The following is a 15,751-nucleotide window of genomic DNA, read 5'->3' as shown; positions in this document are numbered from 1 at the left end:
AAATAATGAAGGTTGTCATCCATTAGACGGTGAACCATTCACCATCTAACGGAGGATTTACTTGTTGCATCAAATCAAGATGCAATAAAACAAGCTGGATATAGTTTTCCAACTCTAATTGGCGTCACAAATCCAGATGATTATCAAGAAGGAATCACCCAGGGGAAAACCGACAACAACTTAGAAGGCAATATATGAACTGTGGTTCAATAGGAGGAAGAAAAATGACCAAAATGCCAAATAATTTTTTATGGGGCGGTGCTTTAGCCGCTCACCAATTTGAAGGAGGATGGAACCAAGCTGGTAAAGGGCCGAGTGTTGTTGATGTGATGACAGCAGGTGCTAACGGAGTGCCCAGAGAAATTACCGAAACGGTTGAACCGGATAAATTTCATCCAAATCATAAGGCAATCGATTTTTATCATCATTACAAAGATGATATTGCCATGTTTGCTGAGATGGGCTTAAAATGTCTACGAACGTCGATCGCTTGGAGCAGAATTTTTCCAACAGGCGTTGAAGAGGAGCCTAACGAAGCAGGACTGCAATTTTATGATAATGTATTTGATGAGTTGCTTAAACATGGCATTCAACCTGTAATCACATTATCACACTTTGAAATGCCCCTACATCTAGCTCGTGAATATGGTGGTTTTCGCAATCGAAAAGTAATTGATTTCTTTGTTAAATTTGCTGAGGTTTGTTTCAATCGCTACAAAGATAAAGTGAACTATTGGCTTACCTTTAATGAGATTAATAACAAAATGGATGTATATAACCCGATATTTTTATGGACTAATTCCGGAGTAGTCGTGCATGAAGGAGAAAATCCTCGTGAAGTGATGTTTCAAGCTGGTCACCATGAATTAGTTGCAAGTGCTTTAGCGGTAGCCAAAGGAAAAGCAATTAATGCCGATTTTCAAATCGGAGCGATGGTTTCCCACGTCCCAATCTATCCGTATTCCTCTAATCCTGAGGACGTCATGTTTGCAGAAGCAGAAATGCGTGAACGCTACTTCTTTCCTGATGTGCATGTACGTGGATACTATCCAAACTACGTTTTAAAAGAATTTGAACGAGAAGGATACCATATTGTTTTTGAAGACGGTGATAAGGAAATCTTACGCAATGGGAAAGTTGATTATCTCGGATTTAGTTACTACATGTCTACCACTGTAAAAAGTGATGCTCAAGAGAAAAACGACGGTACCGTTGTAAACGGGGGAATGGCTAAAAGTGTAGAGAATCCATACATTCAATCAACCGACTGGGGTTGGGCAATTGATCCAACTGGATTACGCTACACATTAAATCGACTATATGATCGTTATCAAATTCCTTTATTTATCGTCGAAAATGGTTTTGGCGCGATTGATACCGTTGAAGCAGATGGGTCTATCAATGATAATCATCGTATCGAGTATTTAGAGGCACACATGCAAGCTGTCAAAAAAGCTGTAAACTATGATGGCGTGGATGTGATTGGTTATACCCTTTGGGGGATAATTGACATCGTTTCCTTTACTACAGGAGAAATGAAAAAACGTTATGGTATGATCTACGTAGATCGCGATAATAAAGGAAACGGCACCATGAAACGATCAAAAAAGGATTCTTTCTTTTGGTACAAAAATATCATTGAAACAAATGGAAAAGAGTTATAACATTATTTAGGCAGAGGGGGTATTCTCCTCTGCTTTTTTGATTGATTAATAAAGAAATGGTAAGTTTTTTTTGCTATTTTTTTATCGAATACTAAGGAAAAATCAGCTATACTAGTACCATGTGCAAAAGGAGTTGAACATAGATGGAAGCAGAAGTAGAAGCAAGATTTAACCGCCTAGAAGATATACTTGGACAACTAATGAATATGTTTTCGGAGATGCGATTAGAACTTACGGATATGAAAGAGCAACAACGTATCTTAAGAGATGATCAAGTTGCTATGCGCGAAGATTTAACTAGTTTACGGCAGGAACAGACGCTCATGCGCGAGGATTTAACTAGTTTACGGCAGGAACAGACGCTCATGCGTGAAGATTTAACTAGCTTACGGCAAGAACAGACGCTCATGCGCGAGGATTTAACTAATTTACGGCAAGAACAAGCTGTTATACAGAATAATCAATCTACCATGCAAAAAGATCTCAACCAACTGAACAAAACCCAACAACACATACCACAAGAAAATGCAACAAGTCATCAAGAAATTATGAAAAAATTCGCCACTATTGATGCAGATCGTGATTTAATTTGGGAAAAATCGATCCGAAATGAGCGAGAAATCGCACAACTGAAACCTCACATATACCCACAAAACGGCTGATAAATTCTCAACATTCATGTGCCAAATTAGGTCATGAAGCACTAATCTGGCAACTACTTTATCATAATTCCTTACTTTTTTACCAGACAGATCTATTTTTGAACACAAAAAAGGCAGTGATTGCTCACTACCTATCTATTAAACAATTTGAAAGCTTACCCATGTTTCTAATGAATCTTTTGGTTCTACCATAATTAATTCTTCTTTTCGATTCAGTTCCCCTGTTGTGGCTGTCCACGGTTCAATACAAACAAACTCTTTATCTTGTTCAGTCCAAAGCACAGTATAACGAAAGTCAGTTGCGGTTTCAATACGTAAATCGATATCCTCATCGTATTGTGCTTCTAATTTTTGATGCTCTGTTTCAAGTACAACCGCTTCTTTTAAGCCTTCCAAATTAATCTCTTTATTGAATGATTTCTCTTGGTTATCATTATAGTCAAAATAAGTGTCCACTTCAGTATTTAAACTCAACACTTTCGATTTTGATTTAAAGTATGGATGTAAGCCAGGATAAATCGGCATTTTTTTACTATCTAAATTGCGATAGGATTGATGAATAAACAATTGATTTTGTTTTAGTGTGTACGTAAATACAACTTCAAAATCAAATGGAAAAGTTCCTTTTGTTCCGATACTGCTTTCAAACAGAATAGAGATCGAAGCTTTTTCATCATCACAATTCGTATCTATCACTTCCCAAGGATGGATACGAGCAAGTCCATGATTCGGCATTTCATACGATTTACCGTCCCAATTATATGTTTTATTCTCTAATTGTCCAGAGATAGGGAATAAAATTGGAATACCGCCCCGAATATTTTTCTTACGATCATAGAGTGTTTCTTTGTTTAGGTATAGATATTCTCTTCCATCTACCCCGTAACCAATAATAATACCACCACGTTCCGGACAGACAGTAATCCATGACGTGTCATCTTCATTGCTTAATTGATACATAGCAAACGACTGCTCTTCATATGTTTCAATTTTGTACATTATCGATAGCCCCTTAACCATAATAATGATTGATTATATATCTATAACTTCACACCTCTATCATTATACTAAAAAAGGACTAAGAAACATATGATAAATGTAACATTTGTGAAAATAGTTTTTTTATGTCGAATGTTGATATCTTATAAATCTTGATTCCAGCGTGTTTAGTATGATTTTTCTTATTTAAATCCTATCTGGAGATGATATTCTATTGTAATAGACGCTATTTTTTCGTACTTATTTGATATCTTCCTTCACCTATTTTAAACGTGTGATCTAATAGCTGTAATCCATGTAACTTAAACGCTAACTTCCTTAATTGATTAGTAGGGCCTTTTTTAAATAAAAATATTTTATCTCCTATTAGTAACTTTGCTTCATCAGTTGTTATGTTAAGAATGTCTATTCCAAAAATATCATGCCAATGTTCGACAACATCTCTTGGATTTTCTACTTCAAAGATTGCTTGATTTATAGCTATATTTCCAATGGGGTGCTTACCAATTGCACCTATATCTTGTAGTTGTTTTCTCCTTACGTCTTCTGCACATTTCCATTGGATTATAAATGGATAGGGTAATGCGTGAAAATCTCCAGGAATAGTCATCATATACCATTCGATTAAATTCCCTTGCGCATCTGTTCGTTTTCCATCCATTATCGGTGAGTGGCTTATGTTTTTGGCATCTAGTCGATTCGCAATCGCCTCGATATCATCTGTTCGTAATGCGACGCGGCTGAAGATTTCTCGTTCAGGTAGCAGCTTAACTGCATCTTTCACAACATCATTCGGATCTAAGATCGATCTCGCCAAATTTCGATCTTCAATACTTAAAAACTCGATATAACATAAATCAAAATAACTTAGGGCGTTGCAAGTTCCCCATTTTTTATGTGAACCTCCATGAAAGGCAATTAAGCCATTAGCAAGGAAAGTTTTCATCGCAGTGTTTAACTGTTTAACATAATGCACGGTATGATCCCATTCAAGTTTTGCCAATATATGATGCTCCTTTCTATTCTTTTCCCAATGCGGTTGTTCTGTCTATAGCTGCTAACACACTTCTTTGCAACCCTGCTGCAAAGTCAGAGTTGTTTAGCTCATATAAAGCATGTATACCAACACCACCTGCCGAATTATTAATATCTAGTAATTGTCGTGGATGTTTACCCGATGTTTTTAACATTTCTACTGCACCTGTCACATTTTCCAATGCGATATTCCATGCCTGATGTCGCGACAAACCCGCTAACACGCCTGCATCTGCTAATGATTCAATAAAGTAATAAACATAATTAGGCCCTGCCACACCAAATCCTGTAAAACTATCAATCAAAGATTCCACTACATACATGACTTTTCCAAAACCATGCAGCAAAAAATCAACCTGTTCTTTTTTTGCTTGAGCGTTTAATGCAACACCACTATAGCCTAGCCCAGTATCTGTTAAAGTATTTGGAATAACACGTACAATGGATCGATCTTTTCCTAATAAAGATTCAAACTTTTCTAGTGACACACCAGCAACAATCGATACTACCGTCGTTTCAGCTTTACTATAAGAACGTATTGCATTACTAATGGTAGCTAAATCGTCTTGTGGCCTAACCGCGATGACGATGATATCAGCATGAGATAACAGAGGAGCTTGTGAATCACTTGTTGTAACACCATACTTTTCAGTCAAATACGCATTTCGCTCTGCGATAACATCAGTCACAGTAATATCTCCTATGCTTACGGTACGATTGGCCAATATAGCACGAATAATTGCTTCACTCATTTGTCCGCCACCAATAAAATGAATTCGTTTTTTCATGGACAAACACCTCTTCGTTTTAAAATTTCTTTTCCATCAGATGGTGTTAATTGCTTTCCCATGCCTCTGGTAAAATAAAGCCATCAAACTTCCCTTCGGATAAAATATAATCTTCAAATGCTACTGATTCATAGGCTGCTTTTAGATCTTTTGCCCATTCTGTATCTTGATCCTCTGCTAAAACCGACACAATAATACGATGCTCCATTGGTGTATCCTCTACGGCCAAGCCATCACTTATTTTTTGACCTGAATTTGCAATATAATTCCCGTTTACCACGCCATAATCAACATCTTCTAATGAAGCGAGAATCTGTGCTGGATCTAAAATTTCAAATGAAATATCATAATCTCCTGCTGATACGCTATTGATATTAAAATCTGTTGTGCCTGCATCTTTCGCTACTTTAACCCAACCCAAATCCTCAAGAATTCGAACGGCTCGCTCCTGATTAACAGGGTCATTTGGCAAAGCGACGGTTGACCCGTCTTTTACTTCATCTAATGCTTCGTGGTTGACGGAACGAAGGCTTTGAGGAGCACCTGGTACATAATTCAGTCGTACCATGTCGATACCTAATTCGTCGTTAATACCTTCCATGTAAGCGGTACTTTGAAAAACACTCGCTTCAATGGCACCTTCAGCCATTGCCGGATTCACTTGCATATTTTGTGAAAATACTTTAATTTCAACATTGTATCCTTGTTCTTCTAATAACGGTAAGATACCATTCCGAAACTGTTCTTCATATGTTCCTACTCCAAAACCAATAATAATATCTTTTTTTTCATCACTTGCTTCTTTATCGCCACAAGCTGCTAAACTAAACATCGTTAAGACTAATAAAATCAATAACTTTTTCATTCGTTATCCCCCATTTTCACTCATAATACATTTTGTTTCATTATGAATAAACACTTTGTCGCAATGTATGCAGCGCATCTTCTGTAGCATCCACCGAAACAGCACAGTTAGGTGCTAGCAGCAAAGGTTGCTTTTTTATTTGTTGTAATGCTTCTTTTGCTTGCTGAGCAATTAACTCTTCCTGATTGCCAGCAAAGATATGATAATCGACACCGGCTACCTTTGTTTTGGTTAATGATACAGTAAGATCAGGGTTTCCCGCTGCTTTGGTATCCCAGCTAATTCCTTCGATAGGATAATCATCGAATCGTTCTGGATGGGCATTAGGCCCACAAGTATGCAAAATACGTTGTCCTTTTTCCATTGCATGTAAAACAATCAAATCATATGGTCGCGATAATTCATTAAACGTCGCTTCATCAAACAAGTCTGGATTTGCCGTCCCTGTGACAGCATAAAATACCCCGTCTACACCAATAGTTTCTAATTCCTGTACATACGCCGCCATGGTAAGCGCAATTTCATGAAGTGCCTGATGCACACTGGATCTATTTGAATAGATAAGCTTATCTATTGCTAAAGGTGTATCACTTCCATGCATCTTCTGATCAACGTAAGATGAATTTCCTGATAAAAACAGCAATATCGTGAGTGGTGAAAATAACGTTTGAACGATTGGTGTGCCTGGAAGACCGGTTCGAATCAATTTAACCGCTTTTAGTTGTTCTTGCAGCGGAGCAGATTCGGTTATAGCTACTTTGTTTATCAAACGCAGATCTTCTGACTTTTGCACAACCGCATGTGTCTGTCTCGGGAAGACCGAGGCGTAATCGGTAAAATCATAGCGATTACCAAAAGCCTCAGCCAAGTAGGTTGCTCTTGGGTTGACTTTTATCCAGTCCCAATTATATTTTTTCGCAAACATAATGGTTGCTTTTGCTAAGTCTTCTGCAGTTTGTTCGTATTCAAGAAAATGATGCCAGCAACTAACAATTGGTCGATCGGTAAATTCTCCTTGTAATAATGCTTGAAAACGATCATGTTTCGTCCATCCTGTCACTAGGTACTCCTCCCTATTTAATTCCTTCTAATCAAACGTGCTAACGCATTACCAATAGATTGAATGACTTGCACAAAAGTAATTAAGATGATAACAGTAGAAACCATTGCAAACGTATCAAAACGTTGATAACCATAAACAATTGCCAAATCACCGACACCACCCCCGCCTACGGTTCCAGCCATGGCTGTTGCCCCGATTAAGGAGATCGTTGCGGTCGTTAATGAGAGAATGAGTGAACCAAATGCTTCGGGTAAGACAAAATACCAAATAACTTGGAATGGGGTTGCTCCCATTGCTTCTGCAGCCTCAATAATTCCCGGATTTACTTCAAGTAATGAGTTTTCTACTAATCGGGCAATAAACGGAGAAATAAAAATAATTAATGGAACAATTGCAGCAGTAGTTCCGATAGATGTCCCAACAATTCCTCGTGTGAATGGGATAATAGCTACTAATAAAATAATGAATGGTACCGAGCGAACAATATTTATAATTGGGTTTAAAATGCCGTAAATCCATTTCATTTCAACTACACCACTTGGTCGAGTAACGACAATGAGTATCCCTAGTATCAAACCAATAATAGTCCCTACTAATAATGACATCCCAACCATATACAAAGTATCTATAATCGCTTGAATGAATTGACCGAAAGTAATACTTGTATCGAACATTAGATAGTAATCTCCTCTACATTAACTTGGTTTTCTACTAAAAATGACCAAGCTTGTTGTTTGTTACGTTCTTCTCCCTCGACTTGGATATACCATACTGCAAGAACGCTATCTTGAATCTCTGTCATATTGGTGAATACAACAGTCACTTGCAACTGGAAGGTATGAAAGAGATAATAAAAAATAGATTCCATCGTATGATCACCAATCATATCTAATCGATAAAGTTTCTGCTGTTGGTTCTTTTTTAACTTTGTCTTAATGCTAAACGGTAACTCGTTTTTAACTACTGTTTGCACAAAACCTTTGGTGGTAGGGTGTTTCGGCTTGCCAAAAACAGATACTACTGATCCTTTTTCAATAATATTTCCTTCCTCCATCACAGCTACTTTGTTACAAATCTGTTGTATTACGGCCATTTCATGTGTAATTAACAAGATTGTAATGCCATATTCTTCATTTACTTTTTTCAATAAATCCAAAATTGATTGTGTCGTTTGTGGGTCTAAAGCAGATGTCGCCTCATCACAGAGTAGAATTTTTGGTTTAGAAGCAAGTGCTCGAGCTATCCCCACTCGCTGCTTTTGTCCACCAGATAATTCACTTGGATAACTAGCTGCTTTATCAGCCAAACCAACAAACGCTAATAACTCTGTAACCCTTTCCTGTATAACTTGCTTATTTGTTTTTGCAAGGATTAGTGGCATGGCAACATTCTGAAAAATTGTTTTTGACTCTAGCAGATTAAATTGCTGAAAAATCATGCCAATTTCTTTTTTGATTTCTCTTAAGTTATGTGGATTTAATTCTGCTAAATGCTTGCCATCCACAGTGATTTCTCCACTTGTCGGACGTTCCAAATAATTCACCAATCGTACGAGTGTGCTTTTGCCTGCACCACTGTAGCCTATCACGCCAAAAATATCCCCTTTTTCTATCTGCAAATTGATTTTTTTTAGAGCTTCTGTGCTAATCTTTTTACGGTGATACGTTTTTGACACATCCCGCAACGTAATCATTAATTTCCCCCCCTTACTTATATTTTTCTTTTCTAATTCTTATGCTTTTAGTCGGAATAATATATATATATAATTTAAAATAATAATTTATTTCAGAAGACAAGGAATTTTCCTTATCCACATAAAAAAACCACGACTTAGATAGCCGTGGTTTTATGGAGAAGTACTAGTTATTCATTATTGATTTTTACATGCACTTTTTCAATGCGCTTCTCAGATACTTCTTCTACCGTGAACGTAACTTTTTTATAGGTGATCGACGGATTTTCCCCTGGATCAGGAATATAGCCAATTTTCCCAACAAGAAAGCCATTTAGTGTTTCATAATCTTCTACAGGAAGATCTAAGCTTAGTTGATATTCAATATCATACAGGTGGGTATAACCAGCAATGTAGTATTCATATGTTGATATTTTCGTTATCTCATGGTTTTCTTGATCAGACACACCATGCTCACTAGAAATTTCCCCGACAATCTCTTCGATAATATCTTCTATGGTAATTAATCCATCCGTGCCACCATACTCATCAACAATAATCGCGATATGGACATTATTTTTTTGCATATCTTTAAAGATAGCATCAATCCGTTGCGTCTCCATCACAAAGTAAGGCTTCCTTAAAATATCCCGTAGCTGGAAGGAATCATTCACTTTATTAATAAAGGAAATAAGATCTTTTGTGTGTAGGATCCCAATGATATGGTCGACATCACCTTCATAAACCGGAAAGCGCGTATATCTTTTTTCATTGACCACGTCGACTACTTCCGCTAAAGGTGTGTCAATGTCGATAGTCATCATATCTGTTCGATGCGTCATAATATCCGAAACTTCTTTATCATTAAATTCAAAGATGTTATTAATCATTAATTTTTCATCCGAACGAATCGTTCCTTTTTCTCCGCCAATATCGACCATCATACGTATTTCTTCTTCAGTTGCTTCTTCATTCTCTGCATTGGGATCAACACCGAACAAACGTACAAGTGTGTTGGTGGAAAAGTTTAAGAAAGAAACGACTGGTAAACTGATTTTGAATAATAATGTTAGTGGTTTTACCGCAATATTAGCAATTGCTTCAGCTTTTTGTAAGGCTAACTGTTTTGGAACTAGTTCACCTATCACTAAGGTAAAATAGGATAGTAATATCGTGATCACAATGACAGAAATTGTATTTAAAATGGCTTCGGAGATAGGAACACCCATATCATATAGCGCTGCCGCTAAAGGAGTAGCAAAGGTATCAGCAGCAAACGCACTAGCGAGAAAACCTGCTAATGTAATCCCAATTTGAATCGTAGCTAAAAAACGACCAGGCTCTTTGAGTAATTTATCAAGCATTATCGCTTTTTTATCCCCTCGCTCCGCCTCTCGTTTTACTTTATTATCATTTAAGGAAACTAATGCGATTTCTGATGCTGCAAAGAACGCATTTAATAAAATCAATACAATTAGAATAAGAACCGATACAACCAAATAAAACAACTCCCGTTAGATAAATTATATATATATATATTCTATTCCCTATTATCATACCTATTCTACATTCCATACTCAAATAATTTAAGCACAGCAGTAAATCTTTTTCACATGCATGTTACGTACGATGCACTAGGATTAAAGGATTTTTAGATGTTGTTGTGACTTCTTGCCGTGTTGTTGCAACTTTTCCGATGTTGTTGCAACTTCTTGCCGTGTTGTTGCAACTTTTCCCGATGTTGTTGCAACTTCTCGCATGTTGTTGCGACTTCTTGCCGTGTTGTTGCAACTTCTCGCATGTTGTTGCAACTTTCCCAATATTGTTGCTATCCCCCTCTTTAAACAGCAAAAAGCGAAACGACCAAATGTCGTTTCGCTTCATTCTAAGGATATTATTCGCCCCAAATTTCTTTCGCTGTCTCCACAATAAACTTTAACTTGTTCCACTGATCTTCTTCGGTTAATTTATTTCCGTGATGAGTGGAGGCAAAGCCGCATTGTGGGCTTAGGCATAATTGATTTAGCGGTACATATTTTGTTGCTTCTTCTACTTGTGCTTTAATTACTTCTTTCTCCTCTAGTTCGCCTATTTTTGAGGTAACAAGACCTAAGACAACACGCGCACCCCCTTCAGGAATTTGTCCGAGTGGTTTGAATCCCCCAGAGCGCTCATCATCATATTCTAAGAAAAAGCCATTCACTTTTTCTTTTGCGAATAAGGTTGGTGCAATTAGGTCATAGCTTCCTTCAAACGCCCAGTTTGATCGATAATTTCCCCGGCAAAGATGCGTCGTAACTACTAAATCTTCTGGCTTATCTGCTAATACGCCATTGACCACACGTAGTGCTAAATCAATTAAAAACTCACGACTGAATTCTCCATCTTCAAAAGAAATATCTGGCGAGGAAAGACTAGCAATATAAACGTCATCAAACTGTAAGTAGCGAACACCAGCGTCATAAAATGCTTGAACAGCATCTTGATACGCTTGAATGATATCATTGGCAAAGTCTTCAATGTCTGGATAGATTGATGTATCGCGAATTCCTGGATTAAACAATTGATTAGGACTCGGAATTGTTTGTTTGGCAACAGCGCGCCCATTGACAATGGCATTGAATTCTTTAAAATCTTTAATAAAGAGGTGATCAGGATCGAAAGAAATTTTGCCTATATTACGGACATTATAACGCTCGGTTTCTTCTCCATTAAATTGATACCCTACTTCTGGTACATACCCTTCTACCCCATTTAACAATTCCAAAAAGTCTGTGTGCCAAAAGCGACGACGAAACTCACCATCGGTAACGACATCTAGTCCCGCTTCAATCTGCTTATCAACAATTCGTGCGATTTCTTTCGTCTCAACTTCACGAAGTTCGACGTACGAAATGTTTCCTTCTTGAAAATCTTTTCTTGCTTGCAATAAGTTATCTGGACGTAATAAGCTCCCTACATGATCTGCTCGAAATGGCGCTACACTTGTTTTTGTTGTCAATATAATCTCATTCTTTCTTTTATTATTATTCTTCTAAATGATCTAAACATTGGTGAATATCTGCTATTAAGTCATTCGCGTCTTCAATTCCAACAGAGAAGCGTAACAATCGGTCATCAATTCCTCTGGCAACACGTTCTGTTTCTGGAATATCCGCATGTGTTTGCGTAGCTGGATAGGTAATAAAACTTTCCACCCCTCCTAAGCTCTCCGCAAATGTAATTAAGTTAAGCTGCTCTAAAAACGGCGCTACCCATTCTCCTTTTTGTAATCGAAAGGACAGCATTCCCCCTTTACCAGAATATAGTACATCTGCAATGCGTGGATCATTTCTTAGAAATGCCACCAGTTGCTGCGCATTACTTTGTTGTTGCTTCACGCGTAGAGCTAGTGTTTTTAAACCACGAATTGTTAGCCAAGCATCCATCGCAGAAAGGACTGCTCCTGAAGCATTATGATACTCTGCCAATAGTTTAGAGAGCTTTGAACCTTTCGTCACCACAAGTCCAGCTAGAACATCATTGTGACCACCAATATATTTGGTTGCGCTATGAATCACGATGTCTGCCCCTAGTTTTATGGGCTGTTGTAAAATGGGTGTTAAAAAGGTGTTGTCAACAATAAATAACAACTGATGTTTGTTAGCTAATGCCGCATACGAGGCAATATCAATTTCTTGCATCAATGGATTGGTTGGTGTTTCGATAAAAATTGCTTTCGTATGCGGCGTGATACAGTTTTCTACTTCCGCTATATCGGTAAAGCTTACATACGTGGTGCGAATGTCATAAGCATCTTGGTAATGTTTTAGTAACCGATATGTACCACCATATATATCATCAGGAACAACGATCTCGTCCCGTGATGAAAATAGGGAAAGAACTAATTGAATTGCCGCCATACCAGAACTACAAGCAAATCCTTGCTCGCCTGCTTCTAACGCAGCAATTCCCGCTTCTAAAATGGCTCTCGTCGGATTTTTGGTACGAGTATAATCATATCCAGTCGATTGACCGAGTCCTTTATGCTGGTATGCAGTGGAAAAATAAATTGGTGGATTCACTGCGCCCGTTACTGGATCACTATGATTGCCTAACTGGGCCAACTTTGTTTGTAATGTAAAATCTGTCATATCGATTTCACCTCTTCCCGTATTTTTATCTGTTCATGACTTCCCTTCACGATTTCTGGAAAAACAAAAAAGACCTTATTCGATAAGAAGAAGGTCTTTAACTTGAAAAGTCATTCTTCTTATCTACTAGAACACGTTATGTGTCTAATGGAATTAGCACCGGGCCTTTGATTAGGCTGGTTGCTGAGACATCGTAGGGCCATTCCCTCCGCCTCTCTTGATAAGAACATCGCATATGAATTTTTTGAATATTTTAACTTGTTGTTAGTCTAATACATCACGCATCATAATGCAACCCATTTTTTAAAAAAATTCATTTCAATGACTGAATCGAAATCCCAGCTTGTGTTAACTGGGTGTAAATCGTTTGAGCAAAATCAATTGCTTTCGCACCGTCTCCGTGAATACAAATCGTCTCTGGCTTCATCGTTATTTTTGATTGATCCGTACACGTTACGGTATGATTCTCGACCATTTCCAGCACTTGTTTCATCGCTTGATTAGTATCTGTAATTAAAGCGTTTTGCTCATTTCTTGGTGTTAATGATCCGTCCGTTTGGTAGGTACGATCGGCAAACACTTCGGTTGCAGTAGTCAATTGCCGTTGATGTGCAGCTTCTTGTAGCTCACTATTTGGTAGAACATAGATAACTAACGATGGAGCAACTCGAACAACCGCTTCTACAATTGCCTCTGCTAACTCGCGGTTTTTTCCCGCCATATTGTATAAAGCTCCGTGTGGTTTAACGTGATGGAGCCTTCCTCCTGCAGCATGAACGAAAGCGGATAGTGCCCCAATTTGATAGACAACTAACTGATACGCTTCTTTTGGCGTAATGGCAATTTCCCTACGACCAAAGCCAGCAAGATCAGGTAATCCTGGATGTGCACCGATATTCACTTGATGTTGCAACGCTAACTGAACGGTGCGCTCCATTACAGCTGGGTCCCCTGCATGAAAACCGCAAGCGATATTGGCTGAGGTGATATATGGCATGATGGCTTCATCATTTCCTTTGGTAAAGGTGCCAAAACTTTCTCCCATGTCACAGTTAATATCAATTCGTTTCACATTATCTCTCCTCCCGTTTCCAACGAATAGCAAGTTGCAGTTGCTCTTCTCGCTGGTTTTGGTTTAGTAATGCTTGTTCTGCTTCATTTAAGGAAACGAAGTGAAATCTCAAGAACATTCCGGGCTTTGCTTGCGCAATACGTGGGATATCTGCTGTAATAACCTCTGCAATTTTTGGATACCCTCCTGTTGTTTGTCTATCTTTCATTAAACAAATCGGTTTTCCGTTCGAAGGTACTTGAATTGTTCCTACGGACGTTGCTTCAGATAATAGTTGCTGGTCGCTTTTTAGTTGTAACGCTGCGCCTTGCAAACGATAACCCATTCGATCCGATTCATTAGTTATCTGATAGCGAAGAGAAGTGAACTGTTGCCTACTCGTTTCCGTGAACCAGTCAAATTGCTTGCCTTTTGTTACGCGAACAGTTATATTTTTTCTGTTTATACCATAGTCCCAGACTGGAACAGACCAATTGGCTTGTGAAAAATCCGCATTTGATTGTAACCGATGGATTAATTTCTGTTTTACTAGTAGCTGCTGGTTTGTTTCCTTACCAATGGGAAGCTGATCTGCTTTTCTTAGCGCTCGGCCTTTCCAACCGCCAAGTTTTGCCCGCAAATACGTCGACTTGCTTCCCATTACTCTATCCACCTCAAAACCTCCGGCAATTGCTAAATAAGCACGGCAACCATAATCGGCGTAACCACAGCGTAAAATTGATCCAGCTCGAACATAGACTGGTTTATGTTGATCGATCTTTTTACCAAAGATAGTTGGTTGTATAGAAGCACCGGTTATTGCAATGACAGCGTCTGATTCAAATTCGATGACAGGACCTGATAAAGTCATTTCAAGCGTCGCTTCGTTTGCTTGATTACCAACAATCCAATTCGCAGTTTTATGGGCGATAGCATCCATCGCGCCACAGGCAACAACACCGTCTTTTTGATAACCAAATCTACCTAAATCTTGCACAGTCGTTAAGAGACCTGCTTTTAATACATGAATCACTTTTCCGCCTCCCAACACTGATATTCTAACTCCGTAATCGGATAAAACTGCATTGAATCACCCGGTTGTACGAGAAAAGGACGATCGGATGCTGGATCAAATAAAGCTACAGGTGTACGTCCGAGCAATTGCCAACCACCAGGTGTTGCTAATGGGTAGACCCCCGTTTGATTACCGGCTATCCCTACCGAACCTGCTGAAATTTGTTTCCTTGGGACATCTTTTCTTGGCGTAGCTAATTGCTCTGATAAGCCGCCGAGGTATGGAAATCCTGGAGCAAAACCAATCATATGAACACGATAACTTGCACTTGTATGAATAGAGATGACTTCTTGCTCTGTTAAACCATGATAGTTTGCTACATAGCTAAGATCAGGACCATACATTCCTCCATAGCATACCGGCACAGCGATCGTTTGACCATCTGTTTCAGAAAAAACTTCAATTTGGTTGGTGATTTGTTGCAGCCTATCTACCACGTATGTATACACATTTCTATCATCTTGTTCCACCATTTTGATATAGAATATTTTCATTGGATCATAGAGAACAGTCACATTTATATACCCTGGGATGCATTCAACAATCCAAGATTCATGCGCCTGCTCTAAGACCTGAAGAAGTCCGACTACTTTATGAAATGTCTCGTCTGTTAACGCATCTCCGCAGGTAATGATTACCCCATGATCACCCATCGGTTCAAATCGTAGATCCATCGTGTTCCCTTCTTCCGTATAGTAATTAATTTTCCTATTATTCTAACATTATTACGTTAAGCTTGTCTTT

The 15,751-nt window shown here is 38.4% G+C and carries 16 protein-coding genes and 1 riboswitch; of the genes, 2 read left to right on the top strand and 14 right to left on the bottom strand.

Going from position 1 to position 15,751, the window contains the following annotated elements; all coding sequences use genetic code 11:
* Window positions 1-224: 224 nt before the first annotated feature.
* Window positions 225-1,664, top strand: a complete 1,440-nt coding sequence (bglA, locus tag DES48_RS05570; protein WP_113867551.1) for a 6-phospho-beta-glucosidase BglA — start codon at window positions 225-227, stop codon at window positions 1,662-1,664.
* Window positions 1,665-1,807: 143 nt separating this feature from the next.
* Window positions 1,808-2,326 (top strand): hypothetical protein, encoded by a 519-nt coding sequence (locus DES48_RS05565; protein WP_113867549.1) that lies wholly within the window; start codon window positions 1,808-1,810, stop codon window positions 2,324-2,326.
* A 138-nt stretch (window positions 2,327-2,464) separates the two neighbouring features.
* Here the strand turns inward: DES48_RS05565 and DES48_RS05560 are convergent, their stop codons facing one another.
* From DES48_RS05560 to pxpB, 14 genes are all read right to left on the bottom strand, one after another.
* On the bottom strand, window positions 2,465-3,325 hold the full coding sequence (locus DES48_RS05560) for an aldose epimerase family protein (protein WP_113867548.1): 861 nt from the start codon (window positions 3,323-3,325) through the stop codon (window positions 2,465-2,467).
* Window positions 3,326-3,551: 226 nt separating this feature from the next.
* Complete coding sequence (locus tag DES48_RS05555) at window positions 3,552-4,328, bottom strand: VOC family protein (RefSeq protein WP_113867546.1); 777 nt, start codon at window positions 4,326-4,328, stop codon at window positions 3,552-3,554.
* A 16-nt stretch (window positions 4,329-4,344) separates the two neighbouring features.
* Entirely contained in the window at window positions 4,345-5,148 is an 804-nt protein-coding gene (locus DES48_RS05550) for a pyrroline-5-carboxylate reductase family protein (RefSeq protein ID WP_113867544.1), read from the bottom strand.
* A gap of 46 nt (window positions 5,149-5,194) precedes the next feature.
* Entirely contained in the window at window positions 5,195-6,013 is an 819-nt protein-coding gene (locus tag DES48_RS05545) for a MetQ/NlpA family ABC transporter substrate-binding protein (RefSeq protein ID WP_113867542.1), read from the bottom strand.
* A 40-nt stretch (window positions 6,014-6,053) separates the two neighbouring features.
* The gene (locus tag DES48_RS05540) at window positions 6,054-7,073 is read right to left on the bottom strand and encodes a uroporphyrinogen decarboxylase family protein (protein ID WP_113867540.1); all 1,020 of its coding nucleotides are present in this window, start codon (window positions 7,071-7,073) and stop codon (window positions 6,054-6,056) included.
* 17 nt (window positions 7,074-7,090) lie between these two features.
* Window positions 7,091-7,750 carry a methionine ABC transporter permease gene (locus DES48_RS05535; RefSeq protein WP_113867538.1) on the bottom strand — a complete coding sequence of 220 codons (660 nt, stop codon included), beginning with the start codon at window positions 7,748-7,750 and terminating at the stop codon, window positions 7,091-7,093.
* Window positions 7,750-8,769, bottom strand: a complete 1,020-nt coding sequence (locus DES48_RS05530) for a methionine ABC transporter ATP-binding protein (RefSeq protein WP_113867536.1) — start codon at window positions 8,767-8,769, stop codon at window positions 7,750-7,752. The genes DES48_RS05535 and DES48_RS05530 overlap by 1 nt, the downstream gene beginning before the upstream one ends.
* A 170-nt stretch (window positions 8,770-8,939) precedes the next feature.
* Window positions 8,940-10,247 carry a hemolysin family protein gene (locus tag DES48_RS05525; RefSeq protein WP_113867534.1) on the bottom strand — a complete coding sequence of 436 codons (1,308 nt, stop codon included), beginning with the start codon at window positions 10,245-10,247 and terminating at the stop codon, window positions 8,940-8,942.
* 141 nt (window positions 10,248-10,388) lie between these two features.
* A complete protein-coding gene (locus tag DES48_RS05520) occupies window positions 10,389-10,568 on the bottom strand; it encodes a hypothetical protein (RefSeq protein WP_113867532.1) in 180 nt (59 codons plus the stop codon).
* A 74-nt stretch (window positions 10,569-10,642) separates the two neighbouring features.
* Window positions 10,643-11,749 carry a 5-methyltetrahydropteroyltriglutamate--homocysteine S-methyltransferase gene (locus tag DES48_RS05515; RefSeq protein WP_113867530.1) on the bottom strand — a complete coding sequence of 369 codons (1,107 nt, stop codon included), beginning with the start codon at window positions 11,747-11,749 and terminating at the stop codon, window positions 10,643-10,645.
* A gap of 25 nt (window positions 11,750-11,774) precedes the next feature.
* Window positions 11,775-12,881 carry a methionine biosynthesis PLP-dependent protein gene (locus tag DES48_RS05510; RefSeq protein ID WP_113867529.1) on the bottom strand — a complete coding sequence of 369 codons (1,107 nt, stop codon included), beginning with the start codon at window positions 12,879-12,881 and terminating at the stop codon, window positions 11,775-11,777.
* Window positions 12,882-12,997: 116 nt separating this feature from the next.
* A riboswitch (SAM riboswitch) is annotated at window positions 12,998-13,108 on the bottom strand.
* Window positions 13,109-13,194: 86 nt separating this feature from the next.
* A complete protein-coding gene (locus DES48_RS05505; protein ID WP_113867527.1) occupies window positions 13,195-13,953 on the bottom strand; it encodes a LamB/YcsF family protein in 759 nt (252 codons plus the stop codon).
* 1 nt (window position 13,954) lies between these two features.
* A complete protein-coding gene (locus tag DES48_RS05500; RefSeq protein ID WP_245911305.1) occupies window positions 13,955-14,965 on the bottom strand; it encodes a 5-oxoprolinase subunit C family protein in 1,011 nt (336 codons plus the stop codon).
* Entirely contained in the window at window positions 14,962-15,681 is a 720-nt protein-coding gene (gene pxpB, locus DES48_RS05495) for a 5-oxoprolinase subunit PxpB (RefSeq protein WP_113867522.1), read from the bottom strand. Before pxpB ends, DES48_RS05500 begins: the two co-directional genes overlap by 4 nt.
* Window positions 15,682-15,751 lie beyond the last annotated feature (70 nt).

Source organism: Paraliobacillus ryukyuensis, from assembly GCF_003315295.1.
Classification (GTDB): domain Bacteria; phylum Bacillota; class Bacilli; order Bacillales; family Amphibacillaceae; genus Paraliobacillus; species Paraliobacillus ryukyuensis.
The sequence above is the reverse complement of the archived record's forward strand: the minus strand, read 5'-3'. Positions and strand labels throughout refer to the sequence as shown.

Excerpts from the sequence above, each read along its gene's own strand:
- pxpB (WP_113867522.1), bottom strand. The coding sequence starts at position 15,681 with ATGGATCTACGATTTGAACCGATGGGTGATCATGGGGTAATCATTACC.
- DES48_RS05510 (WP_113867529.1), bottom strand. The coding sequence starts at position 12,881 with ATGACAGATTTTACATTACAAACAAAGTTGGCCCAGTTAGGCAATCAT.
- DES48_RS05560 (WP_113867548.1), bottom strand. The coding sequence starts at position 3,325 with ATGTACAAAATTGAAACATATGAAGAGCAGTCGTTTGCTATGTATCAA.
- DES48_RS05565 (WP_113867549.1), top strand. The coding sequence starts at position 1,808 with ATGGAAGCAGAAGTAGAAGCAAGATTTAACCGCCTAGAAGATATACTT.
- DES48_RS05550 (WP_113867544.1), bottom strand. The coding sequence starts at position 5,148 with ATGAAAAAACGAATTCATTTTATTGGTGGCGGACAAATGAGTGAAGCA.
- bglA (WP_113867551.1), top strand. The coding sequence starts at position 225 with ATGACCAAAATGCCAAATAATTTTTTATGGGGCGGTGCTTTAGCCGCT.
- DES48_RS05535 (WP_113867538.1), bottom strand. The coding sequence starts at position 7,750 with ATGTTCGATACAAGTATTACTTTCGGTCAATTCATTCAAGCGATTATA.
- DES48_RS05545 (WP_113867542.1), bottom strand. The coding sequence starts at position 6,013 with ATGAAAAAGTTATTGATTTTATTAGTCTTAACGATGTTTAGTTTAGCA.
- DES48_RS05530 (WP_113867536.1), bottom strand. The coding sequence starts at position 8,769 with ATGATTACGTTGCGGGATGTGTCAAAAACGTATCACCGTAAAAAGATT.